The 20,103-nt window shown below is 37.5% G+C and carries 21 protein-coding genes and 3 pseudogenes; 7 read left to right on the forward strand and 17 right to left on the reverse strand.

Translation table 11 applies throughout. From position 1 onward, the window contains the following. Window positions 1-49 precede the first annotated feature (49 nt). Both ACQV2Q_RS07675 and ACQV2Q_RS07680 read right to left on the reverse strand, forming a co-directional pair. Window positions 50-796 carry an HAAS domain-containing protein gene (locus ACQV2Q_RS07675; protein ID WP_428882416.1) on the reverse strand — a complete coding sequence of 249 codons (747 nt, stop codon included), beginning with the start codon at window positions 794-796 and terminating at the stop codon, window positions 50-52. Further along, entirely contained in the window at window positions 786-1,148 is a 363-nt protein-coding gene (locus ACQV2Q_RS07680) for a PadR family transcriptional regulator (protein WP_428882418.1), read from the reverse strand. Before ACQV2Q_RS07680 ends, ACQV2Q_RS07675 begins: the two co-directional genes overlap by 11 nt. Window positions 1,149-1,406: 258 nt before the next feature. Here ACQV2Q_RS07680 and ACQV2Q_RS07685 point away from each other — a divergent pair. Beyond that, window positions 1,407-1,568, forward strand: a pseudogene (locus tag ACQV2Q_RS07685) (helix-turn-helix domain-containing protein); the annotation flags it as partial. 10 nt (window positions 1,569-1,578) lie between these two features. Continuing rightward, window positions 1,579-2,388, forward strand: a pseudogene (locus ACQV2Q_RS07690) (IS30 family transposase). 302 nt (window positions 2,389-2,690) lie between these two features. Here the strand turns inward: ACQV2Q_RS07690 and ACQV2Q_RS07695 are convergent. The 7 genes and pseudogenes from ACQV2Q_RS07695 to rplM all read right to left on the reverse strand — a co-directional run bounded on the left by ACQV2Q_RS07695 (window position 2,691) and on the right by rplM (window position 5,110). Beyond that, window positions 2,691-2,888, reverse strand: a complete 198-nt coding sequence (locus ACQV2Q_RS07695; protein WP_428875144.1) for a hypothetical protein — start codon at window positions 2,886-2,888, stop codon at window positions 2,691-2,693. Next, a complete protein-coding gene (locus ACQV2Q_RS07700) occupies window positions 2,821-3,153 on the reverse strand; it encodes a hypothetical protein (RefSeq protein ID WP_428874027.1) in 333 nt (110 codons plus the stop codon). The genes ACQV2Q_RS07695 and ACQV2Q_RS07700 overlap by 68 nt, the downstream gene beginning before the upstream one ends. A gap of 68 nt (window positions 3,154-3,221) precedes the next feature. Beyond that, a pseudogene (locus tag ACQV2Q_RS07705) lies at window positions 3,222-3,320 on the reverse strand (transposase); the annotation flags it as partial. Beyond that, window positions 3,290-3,568 (reverse strand): hypothetical protein, encoded by a 279-nt coding sequence (locus ACQV2Q_RS07710; protein ID WP_428882420.1) that lies wholly within the window; start codon window positions 3,566-3,568, stop codon window positions 3,290-3,292. The gene ACQV2Q_RS07710 and the pseudogene ACQV2Q_RS07705, both read right to left, overlap by 31 nt. Window positions 3,569-3,712: 144 nt before the next feature. Continuing rightward, window positions 3,713-4,066: a DUF5684 domain-containing protein gene (locus ACQV2Q_RS07715; RefSeq protein ID WP_428874019.1), complete on the reverse strand. Its 354-nt coding sequence runs from the start codon at window positions 4,064-4,066 to the stop codon at window positions 3,713-3,715. A 196-nt stretch (window positions 4,067-4,262) separates the two neighbouring features. Beyond that, window positions 4,263-4,655 carry a 30S ribosomal protein S9 gene (rpsI, locus tag ACQV2Q_RS07720; protein WP_090289633.1) on the reverse strand — a complete coding sequence of 131 codons (393 nt, stop codon included), beginning with the start codon at window positions 4,653-4,655 and terminating at the stop codon, window positions 4,263-4,265. Between the two features lie 11 nt (window positions 4,656-4,666). After that, window positions 4,667-5,110: a 50S ribosomal protein L13 gene (rplM, locus tag ACQV2Q_RS07725; RefSeq protein WP_428874018.1), complete on the reverse strand. Its 444-nt coding sequence runs from the start codon at window positions 5,108-5,110 to the stop codon at window positions 4,667-4,669. A gap of 207 nt (window positions 5,111-5,317) precedes the next feature. On the opposite strand from rplM, the gene ACQV2Q_RS07730 reads away from it, so the two are divergent. From ACQV2Q_RS07730 to ACQV2Q_RS07740, 3 genes are all read left to right on the forward strand, one after another. Next, entirely contained in the window at window positions 5,318-5,848 is a 531-nt protein-coding gene (locus ACQV2Q_RS07730; protein WP_428874017.1) for a 3H domain-containing protein, read from the forward strand. A 68-nt stretch (window positions 5,849-5,916) separates the two neighbouring features. Beyond that, a complete protein-coding gene (locus ACQV2Q_RS07735; protein WP_428875142.1) occupies window positions 5,917-6,480 on the forward strand; it encodes a hypothetical protein in 564 nt (187 codons plus the stop codon). Between the two features lie 95 nt (window positions 6,481-6,575). After that, a complete protein-coding gene (locus tag ACQV2Q_RS07740) occupies window positions 6,576-7,838 on the forward strand; it encodes an NAD(P)/FAD-dependent oxidoreductase (RefSeq protein ID WP_428882421.1) in 1,263 nt (420 codons plus the stop codon). Window positions 7,839-7,910: 72 nt separating this feature from the next. Here the strand turns inward: ACQV2Q_RS07740 and ACQV2Q_RS07745 are convergent, their stop codons facing one another. After that, window positions 7,911-9,857: a LysM peptidoglycan-binding domain-containing protein gene (locus tag ACQV2Q_RS07745; RefSeq protein ID WP_428882422.1), complete on the reverse strand. Its 1,947-nt coding sequence runs from the start codon at window positions 9,855-9,857 to the stop codon at window positions 7,911-7,913. A gap of 289 nt (window positions 9,858-10,146) precedes the next feature. On the opposite strand from ACQV2Q_RS07745, the gene ACQV2Q_RS07750 reads away from it, so the two are divergent. Then, window positions 10,147-10,662 (forward strand): hypothetical protein, encoded by a 516-nt coding sequence (locus ACQV2Q_RS07750; protein ID WP_428874012.1) that lies wholly within the window; start codon window positions 10,147-10,149, stop codon window positions 10,660-10,662. Between the two features lie 69 nt (window positions 10,663-10,731). Here ACQV2Q_RS07750 and ACQV2Q_RS07755 read toward each other — a convergent pair whose 3' ends face one another. The 7 genes from ACQV2Q_RS07755 to ACQV2Q_RS07785 form a co-directional block, all read right to left on the reverse strand. Then, on the reverse strand, window positions 10,732-11,517 hold the full coding sequence (locus ACQV2Q_RS07755) for a tyrosine-protein phosphatase (RefSeq protein WP_428882424.1): 786 nt from the start codon (window positions 11,515-11,517) through the stop codon (window positions 10,732-10,734). A 5-nt stretch (window positions 11,518-11,522) separates the two neighbouring features. Beyond that, window positions 11,523-12,281 carry a CpsD/CapB family tyrosine-protein kinase gene (locus tag ACQV2Q_RS07760; RefSeq protein WP_428874009.1) on the reverse strand — a complete coding sequence of 253 codons (759 nt, stop codon included), beginning with the start codon at window positions 12,279-12,281 and terminating at the stop codon, window positions 11,523-11,525. Between the two features lies 1 nt (window position 12,282). After that, on the reverse strand, window positions 12,283-13,029 hold the full coding sequence (locus ACQV2Q_RS07765; protein WP_428882425.1) for a YveK family protein: 747 nt from the start codon (window positions 13,027-13,029) through the stop codon (window positions 12,283-12,285). 1 nt (window position 13,030) lies between these two features. Further along, window positions 13,031-14,911: a polysaccharide biosynthesis protein gene (locus ACQV2Q_RS07770; RefSeq protein ID WP_428882426.1), complete on the reverse strand. Its 1,881-nt coding sequence runs from the start codon at window positions 14,909-14,911 to the stop codon at window positions 13,031-13,033. A gap of 237 nt (window positions 14,912-15,148) precedes the next feature. Next, a complete protein-coding gene (gene groL / locus ACQV2Q_RS07775) occupies window positions 15,149-16,765 on the reverse strand; it encodes a chaperonin GroEL (RefSeq protein WP_428874006.1) in 1,617 nt (538 codons plus the stop codon). Window positions 16,766-16,816: 51 nt separating this feature from the next. Beyond that, on the reverse strand, window positions 16,817-17,083 hold the full coding sequence (locus tag ACQV2Q_RS07780; protein ID WP_428874005.1) for a co-chaperone GroES: 267 nt from the start codon (window positions 17,081-17,083) through the stop codon (window positions 16,817-16,819). A gap of 175 nt (window positions 17,084-17,258) precedes the next feature. Next, on the reverse strand, window positions 17,259-17,909 hold the full coding sequence (locus ACQV2Q_RS07785; protein ID WP_428874003.1) for a redox-sensing transcriptional repressor Rex: 651 nt from the start codon (window positions 17,907-17,909) through the stop codon (window positions 17,259-17,261). Window positions 17,910-18,123: 214 nt separating this feature from the next. Here ACQV2Q_RS07785 and ACQV2Q_RS07790 point away from each other — a divergent pair, with 214 nt between their 5' ends. Continuing rightward, window positions 18,124-20,094, forward strand: coding sequence for an ABC-F family ATP-binding cassette domain-containing protein (locus tag ACQV2Q_RS07790; protein ID WP_428874002.1), 1,971 nt, complete (start codon window positions 18,124-18,126; stop codon window positions 20,092-20,094). Window positions 20,095-20,103: the final 9 nt, after the last annotated feature.

The raw sequence follows: 20,103 nt of genomic DNA on the forward strand, positions 1-20,103 counted from the left end.
ATAGCTAATGAACTCTGCGTTTATTGAACGTTGCACTTGTTATGATAATTTATCTTTTTAAAACAAACCAAGCATACAGTGCAAATCCTCCTATCATAATAATCAAAGTTAAAATTTGCTTTAACTCGTAGGGAAGAGGCGATAGATTTAAAAGATATTCTGGTAGTGTAATTAACAAAAGTGTTACGAGTAAAACCGCTGTTTTGGACCAAATTGATAATAAAATTAAGTTCAACACCATAATAGACCCAATGAGAAGGCTGACGGTGGAGTCTAATGTTATAATTGGTGTTTGAGTCATACTATCTACATAATATAAAGCAACATAGGCAGCTATAGTTACAAGTGAAATAATAGCAAATACTAAATACTTCATTTTGTCTGATAATCTAGCTGGAATAATATTTCTAAAAGCAGCAAGCACTGCAACAATAAATGCTCCAGCAATAACTAAATGACCCATAATCTCTAGAATCGAAAAAGAGAATTCGCCTCTCATCAAATTAGGTAAGATAATGAAAGAATAGGATGCAACCATAATGCCAATAATATTCTTAATAGCAGAACGGTGATCAACTAACATTTCATTGGCTATTGACCTCATATAATCTTTAGGCGACGAACCAATAATATGCTCAATCGGCTTCCCTTGGCCTTCAGCTTGTATGAGATGATCTTCTAACTCACTAACTATCTCCTCAATCTCATTCGTTTCCTTACCTTTAGAAACTAAGTATACGGTTAGATTTTCTAAAAACTCTTTACTTTGTTTCGATAGTTGAGTATTATTTTCCATTTGTTCCATCTCCTTTATCACTATCCGTGTACGACTCTCTATTTAAAACCTTGTTAACGCTACTTTGAAGGTTTTCCCAGCGCTTAATAAAATGATCCAATTCATCTGCGCCTTTTTCAGTCAGGGAATAATATTTCCTTTTGGGACCTGCAGTGGATTTTTTTAGTGTCGATGATACTAAACCCTCTCTTTTCATTCGCATTAATAAAGGATAGATCGTACCCTCACTCATCGAATGAAAACCATAACGGGATAATTTTTCTGCCAGTTCATAACCATATGCTTCTTTATTTTTTATAATCATCAGAATGCATCCATCAATGACTCCTTTTAACATTTGTGTAGAAGACAAATTACCCCTCCTTTTACAGAACGAATTCACTATCTTGTATTACATAGTATTTTAAGATTATTATACAGCTAGCTACCTTGTAATGCAAGAGTTAGTTTAAAATTCAATTACCCCTTCTTAAAGATGAGGTGACTCTTCTAATATTAAGTTTTGGTGAATTGTAAAATGAACTTAGCCATATAAATTAGAAAAAGAGCCAGTGAGTCTGCTAATCTATGTAGTAACAACACAGACATAGAATAGCAGACTCCACATGGCTCAAACCGAGCAATCGCTCGGTTACTCGGACGTTCACCTCAGACCATTCATACAAAAGTGAAACGCGGGACAGTTACTCAGAAACGCAAACAATCTGTAAACGGAAAGACTTATCTCTACTTCAGGGATGTCTATAGTGCTGCTGCGGGACAAGCGGCGTATGACCCCTTGCATGAGGGAACGGGACGACAACCTAAGTGGGTCAATAGTAAGGACTTTATCGATTGGGCGGATAAGGCTACTCAGTGAGAGGTGGAGCCCTGATGTGGTTGTTGGTTACGCTGAACGTCATAAATTGTTCTGTGAAGACTTGATCCCTTGCACAAAAACGCTTTATAACTGGATCAATAAGGGGCTCATGCGAACGAAGAACATTGATTTACCTGAAAAGGTATCACGCAAACCGCACAAGGCTTTTGAACCTGGACCCAGACGTCGCAAAATCCTGGGCAAATCGGTTGAAGAACGCCCCCAGAAAGTGGAAGACCGTGAGGAATGGGGACACTGGGAAATCGATACTGTGGTAGGTCCGCATGGTGAAGAGGACCCTGCCTTATTGACGTTGGTTGAACGACACTCACGCTTTGAGTGGCTTATTTTGATTAAGAATCAGACAAGTCAGGTCGTTTATCAAGCGATCACTCAACTCATGAACTCCCTAGGAGAGTAAGCTGAGCGACTCTTTAAGACTCTTACAAGTGATAACGGTTCAGAATTCAGCTCACTCACAAAAGCCGTCTCCTCTGTAGCTGAGGTCTACTTCGCTCACCCTTACTCATCTTGGGAGCGTGGCACCAGTGAAAACCAACACCGTCTCGTTCGACGCTATATACCAAAAAGGGAGTCTTTAGCTAGGTATACACAGGTAGATATTGATCGCATTCAACAATGGATGAATGACAGGCCCCGGAAGCTATTAGGTTACGCCACGGCTCACGAAGTGTTTGTTAAGGCGTGGAAGAATGAACAGAAAACAGCTTGACGTGAGGGCTTGACAAGGAGCCTCCTTCGCCATGGTTTCCTAGCGTAAACGCCAGATAAACCGCTCAGCCCATCAGGCTACCATGGCTCAGCTCCTTATCAAACCCTCACAGAAAGATTAAACAGCTACACGGATCATTGAACTCACACTTCTCATGGGCGAGGACTCCTTTGTACTAGGTGGCTAAGTTGTATTTGCAATTTATATCTAAATAACAATTATAGTACGCGTCATAAGCAACATCTCTATTTTTAGTTTGCGTCTTGGTCGCGTATAAGGAACACCAGTGTATTTTCATATTTTTATAGAAAATGTGCATTGATAGGCGTTGTGTACCCTGCATCTGCTATTAAATAAGTCGGATTAAAAGAAGGGATTTTTTCAAATAAGAAGGGGAAAGCCAGTGTATCGTAGGTATTTCCTGAATGGACACTATAAGCTAATACCCATCCCCTTGCGATCGCAAGCTGTTTGAATAGTATAGGCAAAAACTTGGCCATGGTCCCCTTTATGAAACCACCCTACCTCCGGATCATTGGGACTGATTGTTTGGGACTTTGTTAAGGTCTCCTTTTTTGTGTTTTTTAGCGACTTTTTTCTATGAATCATCCGATCTGCTTGAACAGCTTCCAGCATTTCATCTGCCAACCATTTGGCTTGTACCGGCACTTCTTCGTTGGTATATTTTCGGCCATTCGCACAAGCTTTGACGTGAGTACATCCATAAAAACTGCTTGGGTATCGACTACTCCTGCCTCCAAACACTGCGTGAGTATCTGGCTAAAGATCTGTTGGGCGATACTTGTTCCTTCAAAACGCCACTTGTAATTCTTTCCAAAGGTTGAAAAATGGGGCACTGAATCCGTGAGAGATAATCCTAAGAACCAGCGATAAGCAACATTCACTTGAATTTCTTGAATGGTTTGGCGCATGCTTGGAATACCTTAGAGATGTTGAATGATGAGATTTTGATAAGCGTAATCGGATCAAAACTTGGACGTCCACTATCCAAACAATAGACATCTTCTACTACAGCATAGTTGAATGAAAAATCTATAGGGCGATCAATTTTTCTCAGAAGATGGTCTTCAAGAACGAGTTCTTCAAGGGCATGAAAAGCGATCTGATTACGTGCTTCAAATGTTTTACTATCGGCATTGACTGACATCATGGAAATCACCCATTTTCTCTTTATTATACATATAAAAGCCCTCTAAATCACTATAAGTTGTGATCTAGAGGGTTTTATCTACATACTGATATCTCCCTAACGGAAGATGTTTAAGTATAAATGATATTCATATAATAAAAATAGGTGCATCATTTATTTACGTTTTGGTCCCAAATATTCTGAATCATCAAAGCCTAAAATTACTGAAAAAAGTGGGAATCCGAAAAGAAGCCCGAGACCATATCCAACACCCTTTCCAAACACTTTTGCTAAGTCTAAACAAAACATGATGATAAAATAGATATTTGCTAGCGGAACTAATAGCCATAACACTTTCCATCCATTACCGTATACAATTTTAAATTGAATATATAGTTGATAAATAGGGATCAGTGACTTCCACCCAGCTTCACCAGCCTTTTCAAAAAGTTTCCACATACCTACAATAAAAATAATTACAAATACCATGTATAGTATACTTGAAAAACCGTCTGACATATTTCCCATTTACTCACTCTCCTTCTTATATTTTTTAAGTGTACTATATAAAATTAAAAATAACAAATAAAATTTAAAAACAAAAAACACCTTCCAATAAAGGAAAGTGTCTTGAATATCTGCTGTAATAATGATTGGTACTCGATTCCTGCGGAATCTCCGTCCCATAGCACATTCGTAAGGGAACAAGTTCGCAACGACTGTCCTAACGTTTTGAGAATTGAGAAGCTTTACGAGCTTTCTTAAGACCTGGTTTTTTACGTTCTACCATACGAGGGTCACGTGTTAGAAGTCCAGCTGATTTTAATGCAGGACGGAAGTCTGGATCGACGTTTAATAATGCACGTGCGATTCCGTGACGAATGGCACCTGATTGACCAGAGAAGCCTCCACCTTTTACGTTCACAATAACATCATAAGATCCTAAAGTTTCAGTAGCGTTGAATGGTTGGTTGATTACTTCGTGTAAGTGAGCAAATGGAATGTATTCTTCCAAAGGCTTACCATTCACAGTGAATTCACCAGTTCCTGGTACTAAGCGTACGCGTGCTGATGAGTTTTTACGACGACCTGTTCCTAAGTATTGTACTGTAGCCATTTAATCCCTCCTTATATTAATGTATTGATGTCTAATTTTTTAGGTTGTTGAGCGGCATGGTTATGCTCTGAACCTTCATAGACAAAAAGTTTAGTGAATTGTTTGCGACCTAAACGGTTGTCTGGTAACATTCCTTTTACTGAACGTTCGATTAAGCGTGTAGGTTTCTTGTCGCGCATTTCACCTGCTGTAGTGACACGCATTCCACCAGGATGTCCTGAGTAATTATAATATTTCTTGTCTGTTGCTTTTTTACCAGTTAAGGCAATTTTTTCAGCATTAATTACGATTACAAAGTCACCTGTATCCACGTGTGGGGTATAGGTGGGTTTATTTTTTCCGCGTAAGATTGATGCAACAACAGTTGAAAGGCGTCCCAATGGGATATCTGTGGCATCTAATAATACCCAGTTGCGTTCAACTTCGTTCTTTTTAGCCATATATGTTTGACGCACGTTGTTTTCCTCCAATATTTGTCTAGTTGTTTACGGTTACGATGAGTTTCCGGGGCTCATGTGTGGGGTAAACAATACCGTCAACTATTATATTCCTTATTAACCCCTAATGTCAAGCGATTTTCTCACACTGCTTCAAATTTATTTTGCTTTCGATCAACAGTCATTTGCCTTCATGGTATAATCATTTCAAAGGAAGTGAAATTTATGAAAGCTCAAGAAAGACGCCAAGCCATTTTAGCATTCTTAAAAGAACAAAGCGAAGCGATAACGGCCAATGAGTTAGCTAGTCGTTATCAAGTCAGTCGTCAGGTAATTGTTGGAGATATTGCTTTATTACGTGCCCATCATAAAGTAGAAATTTTAGCCACTAATCAGGGATATTTAATTCCTTCTTCCCCGATTAACAATACTGCTACTAAGGGGTATACGGGGGTGATTGTTTGTCGTCATGATGATAGTCAAATGCGGCTAGAGTTAGAAACAATATTAGCCTATCAGGGTAAAGTGCTTGATGTGCAAATAGAGCATCCGGTTTATGGTTTATTGTCTGCTGCCCTTCATATTCATTCGCAAGCTGATCTTGAAGCCTTTCTAGAACGTATGGCAACTTATGAAGGTGAAATGTTAGCATCCTTAACGGATGGTATTCATTCACATACCATACAGGTGCCTAGTCTAAAAGAATTTAAGCTAATCGAAAATGCTTTGTCACAAGAAAAAATCCTCTATGTATAGACAGGTGTCTTGACACCATTATAGATTGTTGTTAAACTGCTTTTATAGTAAATTTTTTGGAGGTTCTTATGTCTCAAACTACTCGCTTATCTAAAACACGCCAATTGACGTTCGCTAGCTTACTCACAGCAATTGGTATTATCATACCAATGGTTATGCCACTTAAAATTGTGATTCCTCCTGCTTCTTATACTTTGGCTAGTCATGTGGCAATTTTTATGGCCATGTTTATTTCGCCTTTTACAGCTGTTTTAGTAAGTTTAGGTACTAGTCTGGGATTTCAATTAGCTGGCTTTCCTATGATTATTGTTGCAAGAGCTGCTTCGCACGTTGTATTTGCTTTTGTTGGCGCTAAAATGCTTCAACAAAAACCGCAATGGTTAGCAACAAGTCGCAATAAATGGACGTTTTCTTTCATCATCAACTTAATTCATGCGGTTGCTGAAGTATTCGTCGTCTATGTGATCACCCAAGCTGGTTTTAGCCAAGCCAGTGAAAACTTCTTATATGTTTTAATTGTTCTAGTGGGTGGAGGAACTCTTATCCACGGCATGGTTGATTATTTCTTAAGTGATTATTTCGCTAAACAATTAGCAACACGAGCTAAAATTCCTGTCTATCCAATGGTATAGTAAATTCTATATACTAAAAGGCAAGTGGAAACACTTTGCCTTTTATTTTTTTCCTATGATACAATCAAAACAAATGCCTAGCGAGGAGGAAAATGATGAATCGCCCTGATGTTATTGTTATTGGTGGAGGCACTAGCGGAATGATGGCAGCAATCCACGCTGGCATGAATGGCGCGCGTGTGCTGTTACTTGAAAAAAATTATAAATTAGGACGCAAATTAATTCTTACCGGAGGAGGCCGCTGTAATGTCACCAATCGTTCACCTCGTGAAGTATTCATTGATCATATTCCAGGTAATGGTAAGTTTCTTTATTCTGTATTAGAACAATTTGATTCACAAGATATAATCGATTTTTTTCAAACACGAGGTGTTCGATTAAAAGAAGAAGATCATGGGCGGATGTTCCCCATTTCGGACTCTGCGCGCACCATTCGCGACTGTTTAATTAATGAGATGAAACATTATGCCATTGAAGTAATTGCTGGTGAACCTGTTGAAGAAGTTCTGTATAATCAAGAAACAGCTTCTGTTAGAGGTGTTCAAACCAGCAAAGCGACATATACTGCCAAAGCTGTCATCTTAGCCTCAGGCGGCAAGGCCTATCCTCGCACCGGTTCGACGGGAGATGGCTATCGATGGGCTAAAGACGCTGGTCACAGTTTGACGGATTTTTATGCCACTGAAGTCCCCTTATTATCCAACGATTCCTTTGTTCAAGACAAGTCATTACAAGGTATTTCATTGAGGGACGTTAATGTCAAAGTACTAGATAAAAAAGGGAAAACAATTGTTTCCCATCAAATGGATATGATTTTTACCCACTTTGGTTATTCAGGACCAGCTATTTTAAGATGCTCCGGCCATGTCAATTTATACCTTAAAGAAAGCCAAGAAAAAATTGCGAATCTAACCATTGATCTTATCCCATATATTTCATATGAAGAGCTCAAGAAACTGGCAGAAGAACAAAGAGAAAAGCAAGTTGATAACATTCTGCGCCAATGGTTACCTGACAAACTAAATGGCTTGATTCAAAAACAAGTAAGAATCCAAGAAAAGTCAGCTTATAAGCAAGTCAACCATTCTATTCAAGAAGCGCTGTGGAAACGAGTCAAAGCTTTTCCACTCACTGTTTATGGCAGTCAACCACTTGAAAAAGGTTTTGTAACGGGTGGAGGGGTTAACTTAAAAGAAATCACCCCTCAAACCATGGCGTCTAAATTAATGAAAGGCCTCTATTTCTGTGGTGAAATCATTGACATTAATGGATATACAGGTGGCTATAACATTACAGCTGCTTTTGCAACAGGTGCTGTTTCTGGACAACACGCGGCTTGGTTCAGTCTTTCTTCGTAAAGAGTTTATATTTTTCATTGCAATAAAAAACATCGCAGCCAAGGCTTGCGATGTTTTTGTCTTTATCTTTTTTTATTCAGCACTTGTTTCTTCAGTACTCTCAGCGTCGCTATCCTTATCTTCATCTTCTAATTCAAAAGCTTTCGGATTCGATACAATTAACACGCCATTTACAACCATTGATTCAGCTGGTAAATCGTTCCACTGTCTCAATTGGTCAATACTTACTTCATACTTGTCTGCTAAAACTTCGAGTGTCTCGCCAGGAGCTACTTGATGGTAGTCTACCCATGGATTAGTGACAGCAATTTCTTCACCAATATAGACCACGTTGTCAAGTAAACCGTTCCATTCACGAAGCGCTTCAACCGAAACTTCGAATTGATTCGCTATACTTTCTAAGGAATCTTCTTCAGTCACCTTATAAATACTCGGTGCCTTTTCAGGATGGGAAAGGGTTAATTCTGTTCCTTGCTCAATTTCTTTACCTTCTTCTAATTCGCTCCATTCAATAATTTGAGCTTCTGTTACTGGGTAAACCTCTAATAAGTCTTGAATTCTTTCGTCTTCCATTAAAGTATGCTTAATTGGATAAATTTCTTCTAATGGGCGAGCTTGTTTAAAGACTGTAATCGCTTGGCTTGGATCCTTCAAGTAAAGAATATCTCCTACTTCAATCGCATCATTTAAGAGGCCGTTCCATTGGCGTAAATCATTTTCATTAATGTCATTAGCCTTTGCAATATCAGCCAATTTTTCCCCTTCAGTCACTTCATGAGTCGGCAAGTCAATACTTTCAGGATCTAGCGCCTTGGTTCTCGGATCAGTGAGTTTATCTTCATCTTTTTGTAAAGTTTTAGGTTTGCGAATATTCACTTCGCGCGGCTCCTTTTTAAGAGTCTTTGGTTTTTCATTATTAATACCTAGCCCATCGCTTTGTGGTTGAGAATCACTGGATGTATCTGGCGTGGTGGTTAATTGATTACCTGTTGAGTTATTAGAAGTTGTGTTAGTTTGACTTGGTACATAATTGGAGCCTGAGCTTGGTAAATAAATCACTTCACCAGGGTAGATCATGGTATCTGTTCGACCATTAAAAGCCATCAGTTGACGGCCAGTCATACCATAGGCTTGAGCAATAGTATCAAAGTTGTCCCCCGCCACAACCGTGTAAGCATTGGATGAGTAAGACGGTTGACTTGGACGGTTGGGATTTGTAAGATCAGTTGATCCGTTAGATGTTACTGCTAGTTTATCTCCCGGATAGATTAAATCTGAAACTAAGCCGTTCCATGCCACTAACTGATTAACAGTCACACCATATCTTAAAGCAATGGTATAAAGGCTATCGCCTTTATTAACAACATACGAACCTTGATTGTTGGATCCTTGATTAGATCCCCCAGGTGTTACAGAAGTAGTTCCTCCATCAGCTACTGCTAATAAGTCCCCTACATCAATAAAGTCGGAGGACAGCCCGTTCATAGCCTTTAACTGACTAACCGTTAAGCCGTAGGCATTAGCAATTTTATAAAGACTGTCGCCTTTTTGAACCACATAAGTGGCTGGATCTTCTTTCACTACCGGTGGCTGACTTGGTTGATCTGTTGTATTTGAACCATTTAAAGCTAAACGATCACCTACATCTATATAGTTACCTGTGAGACCATTAAAAGATCGTAATTGATCGACGGATAAACCGAATTTATTTGCAATGGAATAGAGGGTATCCCCTTTTTTTACGACATAATAACCTGCCTCCTCTTGATTACTACTTTTGTCTCCTCCATCCATACTCACAATCAATTGAGCACCTATATCGATAGTTGTACTTGATAAGCCATTTAAAGCCATTAAGTCTTGTTCAGACAAACCATATTTACGAGCTATGCTATAAATCGTATCGCCTTTTTCGACCACATGGGTGGTATTGGCTGATGCTTGAGTCAAGCCCATTAAAGTGATAACAGACAAGCAAATAGCCGATTTATTGATCAGCTGTTGAATTGTTTTCTTCATCTATGAGAACCCCCTTTTTTTAATAGTTTTGTTTAGTAACTATAGTATAACATGACCCAATAAGCAGGCAAAGTTATTCTAGCGGAAATCATTTTAGATTCATACTTTTGTCATTAATTATTAACACGACAGTAAGATTATCTATTCAATTTATTATTTTTTTATATGAATCCTTATGCTATATAAAATTTTATATAAGTAGCTATTTTGGTTCGCCTTTCTATTGAAATAAGAATTACTATATGGTATTTTCAACTTGTTTGATAAATATTTTTTGGTGGTGATATTCTTGTCGTTAAATTTTAAGATAAGTATTAAAGTTGCTCCGTGTCATCGTCATTATTTTGCATTTCTTCATCAAGCGCTAAGTAAAGCTCATTACCTCCCATCTCATTATTCAATTATCCCCATACTCTTATGCGACTTAAGTTCAGCCCATATCAATGTTAATACTCTAATCATTGATAGCAACGGAGATTTTTGGTACTCCAACCAATCCTTAGAACAAATTTCACACAATATACTCCAAGACCAACACCTCTTCATACCTTTTAATAGTTGTTTAGATAGCCTTCTTTGGCTCAATTTACGCTATTGCTCCTATTTTAATACACTCGAAGATCATACTAATCGACAAACGGTTATCAAATACGGCTTCTTCTACTATCAATTAAATACTGATCGTAACTTATCTTTTATCTATCCCTTATCCATTCGATACCAAGCTTTATCTTTTAATAGCAATCGCCCTCATAACCCTCCTTCTATCTACTCTTTTAATCGCTTTGTAGATTTCAGCCTATAAATAGGCATAAACTTTTTAGTTAGAAAATAAAAAAACTTGATTGTCGCTACTAAACGACAATCAAGTTTTTTAAAAGAGTCCAAAGAATCTTTTTTTCTTTTTTCTTATTGATTTTGAGCGTTTAGCTTCTAACTTATGAATGGGATCTCCGTTAAAGATATCCCGAGCATTTTGTAAGAAATAGTCGACCTTTGCCTGACCAAAATCTTGTTCTAGTTGATTAAATGCAGCCTTCATATTAAATGGTCGAAAATCCACATGGTGGACGTCAGAAGCAATAACATGTGCTAAATTAAGTTCAATCATTTCTCTTGCTGTTTTTTGAAATTTTTCACCATATAAGCCCACATAAGAAGAAGAAGTGATTTGTGATAAACATCCCATCTGAATTAAGTCATATAAATCCTCATAATTTTCAGCTAATTGATGATTTCTTTCTGGATGCGCAATTAAAGGTGTTATTCCCATATCAATTAACTGCAATAGCATTTTAGGCGCAAATTCTGGGACTTTAGCAGTTGGAAATTCAATCAAATAATATTTATCCGATCCATCTAGAGATAATAAATCACCATTATAATAATCTTCCATAAATTGCTTGGTTAAGCGTATTTCTTGACCGGGATACACTTTAACTTGTAGGCCAGCTCTTTCGTAATCAGCAGATAATTTGTCCGTAAATTTTATAACATCCTCTTTATGATTAATAAATTGACCATTACGATGGTGGGGGGTTAAAACAATATGTTGGACCCCTTCTTCTTGACCCATTTTAGCTAGGTAAATAGAATCTTCTAGCGTTTGCGCCCCATCGTCTACTCCGGGTATAAGATGTGAATGTAAATCAACAATCATTTTTATTACTCACCCTTGCTATCTTTTTCGGAATCATGACCGTAACCATAACCATAATATGAATAATAGCCTGATCCTTCTTCACGCGGAACACCATTCATAACATATCCTAAAATATTCGCATTGACATTATCTAAGATTTCTTTCGCTTGGCGTACTTCCTCACGACGAACATAGCCATAACGTAATACCATCAAAATACCATCCACACGTGTTGCTAAAATTTGTGGATCAGCCACAGCAGTAATAGGTGGCGTATCATAGATTATCAAATCAAAATATTGATTCAACTCATGCATAATGGATGTCATACGAGCTGAACCGAGTAATTCTGAAGGGTTCGGCGGAATAGGTCCACACGGCAATAAGTAAAGACCTGTTTCGGGATTATGTTGAACTACCTGATTAAATTTGACCTCAGGATTGGCAATTAAGGTTGACAGTCCTTCTTTATTATCGATTCTAAAAGTTCGATGAAGGGTTGGCTTACGCATATCCGCATCAACAATCAAAACCTTTTTCTCTGTTTGAGCCATAACAACCGCTAAGTTTGCTGAAACGGTCGACTTGCCTTCAGCCGGAATACAAGAAGAAATTAGTAAACTCTTAAGCTTCCGATCGACTTGAGCAAATTCAATATTCGTACGGATGGCACGAAATTGCTCCGCATTAATAGATTGAGGAGATGTATAAGTAATTAAAGAGGTTCCAAATTCTTGATCTTTTAATAATTTGCTTTCTTTTTTCTTTCGAGTATTAAACATGCTAAACCTTCTTTCTAGTCCGTTTTTGTGATTTACTACTTGCTATACGAGAACTTTTCATTTCTTTATTTGAAAGTTGATAAATATGTCCTAAATCATTCATTCCTAGACTTGCCATAAATTCATCATCTTTGACGGTTGTGTCAGAAATTTCGGATAATATAATAATTAAGATGGCTATCGCCAGACCCATTAGGGCCCCAATAATTGAATAAATTGGCAAACTAGGAGAAACTCGGTTTGGGTTAAAAGAAGCTGGAGAAAGAATAAAAATGTTGGTATCTTCTCCCCCATAAATATCGCTGACTGTTTCTTCAAAAACTGTAATCACATTATAAAGAACATTTTGAGCAGCTTGAGGAGACTCAAGCTGAACGGAAACATAAAAAGCTTGTGAGTTTGGTGATTGTTCCACCGTAATAGCATCTTTTAAATCTCCTACCGAATAAGCCTTATTGGCATCATCGCTCACTCGATTAAGAACACTGTCACCCGTGATAATATCGCGGTAAGTATTAATCAACTGTGAGTTAGCTTGTAATTCACTGTATTGGATAGGCGATTGTCCCATTCGCTCTTCTGATTGATTCACTAAAAGCTGAGCCGTTGAGCGGTAATTAGGTGTTACAAATAAAATCATAAAAGCAATCGCCAAAATAATCCCTAAGAGTATTAAACTAAATATTTTAAAAGCATGCTTAGTAAATAATTTCCATAAATCTTTTAAGCTAATTTCTTCTTGTTGCATGTTAACCTCCGTATTGTGTGCTATCATTAGCAAATTTTATTATCTTTTCTTTCATAATTTTAGGCTGATGAACCGACTCTTTCAAACTTTCGACAAATTCCAAAGTCTCTTGTAGTGGAATTGGTACAACTTTTCCAACAAATATTTGATCATTTAATTGATTTTCAACAAGTTCTGATCCGGTCAATAATTCTTCATAAAGCTTCTCACCTGGTCGAATACCTGACTCTCGAATACCGATTTCTTCAACTGTATGCCCGGAAAGGAGAATCATTTTCTTGGCTAAATCAAGAATTTTAACAGGTTCCCCCATGTCAAGGATAAAAACTTCACCATCTTGGGCAAAAGTTCCAGCAAAAACAACTAATTGGCTGGCTTCTGGAATAGTCATAAAATAGCGAATCATTCTAAAATCTGTAACTAACACAGGACCTCCAGCGGCTATTTGCTTTTTAAAAGCAGGAACAACACTGCCTCGACTGCCCAGTACATTTCCAAAACGAACTGCACAATAAAGGGATGCTGACTGCTTGTTCATGCCAGTGATAATTAACTCAGCTACTCGTTTAGTCGCTCCCATAATATTAGGGGGATTGACCGCTTTATCCGTAGATATCATTACCATTTTAGACACTCTAGCTTGATCGACAGCTCGTGCGACATTGTATGTGCCCAAAATATTATTTTTATAAGCTTCGACCGGGTTAGCTTCCATTAAAGGTACGTGTTTGTGAGCAGCCGCGTGATAGATAATATCAGGTTGATATTCTTTAAATATTTCTAATAGACGGTCATAGTCTTGGATATCCGCAATAACCGGAATATATTGAATCATACGTTCGTTATAAGTTTTAATCATCTCATGATAGATAAGATAGATAGAGTTCTCCCCATGCCCTAATAAAATAACTTTTGCTGGATTATGTTTAGAAATTTGACGGGTTATTTCAGATCCGATAGACCCTCCTGCTCCCGTTATTAGAATGGTTTTCCCTTCTAATTCCTTTCTCATAGCAGTTTCGTCTAGTTCGATTTCCTGACGGCCCAAAAGGTCTGAAATCTTAATTTCACGCATGGATTCTTTTGGTTGATGGATTCCTAATAAAACGTCTTCAACTTTTGGCATATTATAAACGCGCACACCTAATTCGTTACAATAACGAAGTATTTCTTCATATTTTTCTGGTTTCAGGGAAGGAATAGCAATGACAGCTTTTACGATATTGTACTGCTTAGTTAATTCCGTAAGTTGTTCTAAGCCCCCTACTACCTCGACGCCTCCTATATTCATACCAATTTTAGAGTGGTCTTCATCTAGGATAGCAACCACTTTTTCGTTTCTTGGATGACGTTGGTAAGCATTCATAAAAAGTGATCCACCGTCTCCTGCTCCAATTAATACAATATTTTCTCTATTTTTGTTATCGATATTAGTGACTCTGTTTTTAGTGTGATAAATATATTGCCATAATATTCGTAAAGCACTGATTGCAACTCCTGCTAGACCTGCTACTATAATTAAATAGCGAAAAGAGAGCCATTTAAGCACTATAGATAAAATCAACCCAGAAATTAAATTGGCAAAAATAACAATTAAAAATAAAAGCGAAAAGTCGACCATAGTCGCATAGCGCTTTATACGTGAATCGACTTTAAAATGCTTAGAGACTGCATAATATAAACCAAAGGACAATAATAAATGTCCCACATAAAACTGCATTGGGACTTTGAATATACCTAAAAAAATGACTAAAGCAACAATTGTTGCTAGACAAAAAGCTAAAAGGTCACTGACTGCCCATATCAATCGTTTGTGGGCAAAAGGTAGGTTTTCTACCCATTGAACGAAACGAAGTGATAACGTCTCTTGGTTTCTTAACATGCTTTCATTCCTCACTATAATCTATTAGCTATATAGAACATTATCTTTCTCTAGTACGTCCTAATTTTGATAGCCATATTATCTCTATCATTTTACCGATATTATTAGGCACTTTCAATGTGTTTAAGGACAAATTTCATTAAAACTATCTAATTATAGTCAGGAAAATAAAAAAAGCAAACGATTTAAGGTTAAAACCACCTTAAATCGTTTGCCTAATCAATTTATTTAATTGACTTACATCATACCCATACCTGGTTGGGCAGGCATTTCAGGTTCGTCTTTAGGAATTTCAGCTACGACAGCTTCAGTTGTTAATAATAAAGCTGCTACTGATGCAGCATTTTGTAAGGCTGAACGAGTTACCTTAGTTGGATCAACAATACCAGATTGAATCATATCTTCAAACTGATCCGTTGTTGCATTATAACCTGTTCCTTCTTTTGAAGAAATAATTTTATTGACGATCACTGAGCCTTCACGACCTGCATTTTCAGCAATTTGACGAACAGGTTCTTCTAAAGCACGAACCACAATCTTCACCCCAGTTGCTTCATCATCAGTTTCTGTTTCTGTGGCAGCTACTTGATCTTTAATGATTAAGTAAGCTGCTCCTCCACCCGCTACGATTCCCTCTTCAACAGCAGCGCGAGTGGCATTTAATGCATCTTCAATACGTAATTTAACTTCTTTTTGTTCGGTTTCAGTTGCTGCTCCGACTTTAATGACTGCTACACCACCAGCTAATTTGGCTAAACGTTCTTGTAATTTTTCTTTGTCATAGCTTGAAGTAGTTTCTTCTGCTTGGTGACGAATTAAAGCTACACGTTCTTTAATAGCTTCGGATGAACCAGCACCTTCAACAATCGTTGTGTCATCTTTAGTCACAGTCACTTTTCCAGCTGAACCTAAGTGGTCGATGGTTGCATCTTTTAATTCAAAGCCTAATTCTTCAGAAATTACAGTAGCTCCAGTAAGAATCGCAACATCTTCTAACATCGCTTTACGACGGTCTCCAAATCCTGGTGCTTTAACTGCAGCTACATTTAAAGTTCCGCGTAATTTATTTAAAACTAAAGTTGGTAAAGCTTCCCCTTCAACATCTTCAGCAATAATCAATAACGGACGGCCAGATTGCATTACTGCTTCTAATACTGGAAGCGCATCTTGAATGTTAGAAATCTTGCGGTCTGTAATTAAGATATATGGATTTTCTAAATCTGAAATCATTTTTTCATTATCGGTTACCATATATTGTGATAAGTAACCACGATCGAATTGCATACCTTCTACAACTGATAATTCAGTCTCAATGGTTTGAGAATCTTCAATAGTGATTACACCATCGTTGCCGACTTTTTCCATAGCATCAGCAATCAATTCGCCAACCTTTTGGTCTCCTGATGATACAGCTGCTACTTGTGCAATCGCTTCTTTAGAAGATACAGGTTGTGATAATTCTTTTAAAGCTGCTACAGCTGTCTTAGTTGCTTTATCAATTCCACGACGAATACCAACTGGGTTAGCACCTGCTGTAACGTTCTTCATTCCTTCACGTGCAATTGCTTGAGTTAAAACAGTGGCAGTCGTTGTTCCGTCTCCAGCTATATCATTGGTTTTTGAAGCTACTTCTTGCACTAATTGAGCACCCATATTTTCATAACGGTCTTCCAATTCTATTTCACGCGCAATGGTTACCCCGTCGTTTGTAATAAGTGGAGAACCGTAAGTCTTATCTAAGACAACGTTACGTCCCTTAGGGCCCATTGTTGTTTTAACCGTATCTGCTAATAAGTCTACCCCGCGCAATAAAGCTGCACGTGCGTCTTCTGAGAATTTCAATTCTTTTGCCATTTATACCGCTCCTTTATATCTTTTTCTATTGAGTTCTTTATTAAATATCTTTTATTCAATAATTGCTAAAGCTTCTTTTAATTCGATAATAATAAATTTTTCACCTTGGTCTTCAATCTCGGTCGCTGAATAAGATTTATAGATAACTTGATCGCCAACTTTAATTCCGTCTTCTGATTCTATTTCAGGACCAACCGATACTACTTCACCAATTTGTTGTTTTTCTTGAGCAGAGCTAGGTAACACAAAGCCGCTTGCTGTTGTTTCTTCGACTTCCTTTGGTTTTAGAACAATACGTTTTGCTAAAGGTTTCAACATGAAAATCCCTCCAAATTTTATTATTTAGCACTCTGTTGATATAAGTGCTAATCACAATTAATATATTAGACCATCTTTGATTAAAAAGCAAGAAATAGATATAAAAATCTCATTATTTTTTCCTAAAACCATAAAAAAACTTCTCACTATAAATAGTAAGAAGTCCAATCATTTTCTATTCTCTTGCTAACTGATCAGCAATTTCTTCTTGGTTAATGAAATAAATCAAGGTCTGCAGTTCATTGGTTAAATCAACATTTTGTACGCGAACACTTTCAGGTACTTCAAAACGTAATGGGGTAAAGTTCAAAACTCCCTTTATACCAGCAGCTATTAATCGTTCCATTATTTCGTCTGCATATTCTTGAGGAACAGTTAAGATAGCCACATCGATTGCTTGGATTTCTAATTGCTCTTCTAACTCATCAATCGAATAGATAGGAATGCCCGAATGGACAGTTCCAATCAAATCAGGATTGACATCAAAACCGGCACCAATTCTGACATTATTAGATTTTCTAAAGTTATAGTTTAATAAGGCATTCCCTAATGATCCAACTCCGATCAAGGCAGTGGTTGTTAGACGATCTTGATTGAGTGTCTTCCCAAAAAACTGAAGCAAATATTCCACATCATAACCATAGCCTCTTTTCCCAAGGGCTCCAAAATAAGAAAAATCACGCCGAATGGTCGCACTGTCAACTTTAACAGCATCACTGAGTTCGGTTGATGAAATGCGCGTCTTACCAGCATTGTATAAGTATCGCAAATAACGATGATAAATTGGCAAACGCTTGGCCGTCGCTCGTGGGATTTCTTTCACCATTCTACTTCCTCCGTTCATCCTAACTTTCACTTGTTTGTGTGTTTTCTCACAATTTGATAAGTCTAGTATATCATCAAACGAAGATAATGCCAATCAGTAGAGAGTCTTTTTTAAAAAAAATTCACAAACTTTTTAAAAAGCCAGTTGAATCGAAACTAGTGAGAGTTTAATAAGCGTGCTATAATGGGAGAGATTGAACAAAGGGGGATGGCCCGTGATTTTACTACAAGCAAACAATATCAGTCGTCGTTTTGCCGATGTGACTTTATACGAAGACGTTAACTTTTCGATTCAAGAACGTGACCGAATTGCATTGGTCGGACGTAATGGAACGGGTAAGTCAACTCTAATTAAACAAATCATTGGTGATGAACCCATCAATGATGGTCAATTTAGTCGTGCTAAAAAGCTAAACATCGGTTACTTAGAACAACATATAGCAGTAGATTCTCTTTTAACTGTTTGGGATGAAATGCTGTCTCTTTTTTCTAAAAAATTAGTTATGAGAGACCAAGCCCAAGAAATTGCTGACAAACTAGCGAATCTAGCTGATCAAGGTGATACTCAATCTATTTTATATCAAGAGACCTTGGCCCAATATGATCAAATTCAAATGGAATTACAAGCAAAAAATGTCTATCAAATCGAATCTACTATTCGAACTGTTCTTCATGGGTTTGGTTTTTATCCGGAGGATTATGATCAACCTATTCAAAGTCTATCTGGAGGCCAAAAGACTCGTATCGCCTTAGCCAGACTCTTATTACAAGACTATGACTTATTAATTCTGGATGAGCCTACCAACCATTTAGACATGCAGACTTTAAGCTGGTTAGAAAAGTTTTTAACCACCTATCAAGGCGCACTTTTAATCGTTTCTCACGATCGCTATTTTTTAGATAAAGTCGCAACTCAAATCTATGAAATTCGCGACCACCATCTACATCATTATCAAGGTAATTATTCTTTTTATGTCCAAGAAAAAGCAGCTCGCATGGAACACGCTCAAAAACAATATCTCAAACAGCAAGCTGAGATTAATCGTTTAGAAGAATTTGTCCAAAAAAACATTGCCCGTGCTTCCACTACTAAAAGAGCCCAAAGCCGACGCAAACAGTTAGAAAAGATGGACCGCATTGAAGCACCTAAACAAGATGCTAAGGCTCCTCGTATTCAATTTTCAATTGCCAAAGAATCGGGTGAAAAAGTTATTCAGGCAGAAAATTTGAGTATTGGTTATTCTCCTACAGATGTTCTTTGTCAAAACATCAACCTTGACCTGACCAAGCAAAATGCTATCGCTATTGTTGGTCCTAATGGAATTGGGAAAACAACTCTTCTAAAAACTCTTTTAGGCTATCTTCCAGTTATCGATGGTACAATTAAGAAGGGAACCAATGTCCAAATTGGCTACTACGACCAAAACGTCAACCATCTGTCTGGCGACGTTACCGTACTCGAGACCCTTTGGCGTGCTCATGATACAACAGATGAGTGGAAAATCCGTTCCATTTTAGGCTCTTTTCTTTTTAGTGGAGAAACGGTGGAAAAGAAAGTCAGTCTGCTCAGTGGTGGTGAAAAAGCTCGTTTAGCCTTAGCTCTTTTAGCGGCTGATCACGATAATACCCTATTGTTGGATGAGCCAACCAACCACTTAGATATTGATTCGAAAGAAGTCTTAGAAGAAGCACTCATTAACTTTAACGGAACGCTGCTATTTGTTTCTCATGATCGTTACTTTATTAATCGGATTGCTACTCATGTTTTAGAAATAGCTGCTGACAAGAGCCAGCTTTATCTTGGCGATTATGATTACTATTTAGCTAAAAAAGAAGAATTTGAAGCCTTTGAAGCAGCTGAGGAAAATAAGAATGGGCAAAAAGAAGAACTTATCTCTGCTGGTCAGCTGTCTTATGAAGAAAATAAAAAAATAAAAAGTGAACTAAGAAGACTACAGAAATTAGCAGACGAAGCTTGGACTGATAACGAAGCTCTTGAAGAAATGATCGAAAAAGATAAAGAAATGATGCTCGAAGCAGCAAATGCTAACGATCATCAAGCATTAATTGCTATTGATCAGAAAATAAAAGAAAAGCAAGAAACTAGTAATCAGTTAGTTACACAATGGGAAGAATACAGTCTGGCTATTGAAGACTATCTTGAAAAATACCCCGATTTAAAATAAATTTAAAAA

Origin of the sequence: Facklamia sp. P12950, assembly GCF_050409465.1 — a bacterium.
Taxonomy (GTDB): Bacteria; Bacillota; Bacilli; order Lactobacillales; family Aerococcaceae; genus Facklamia.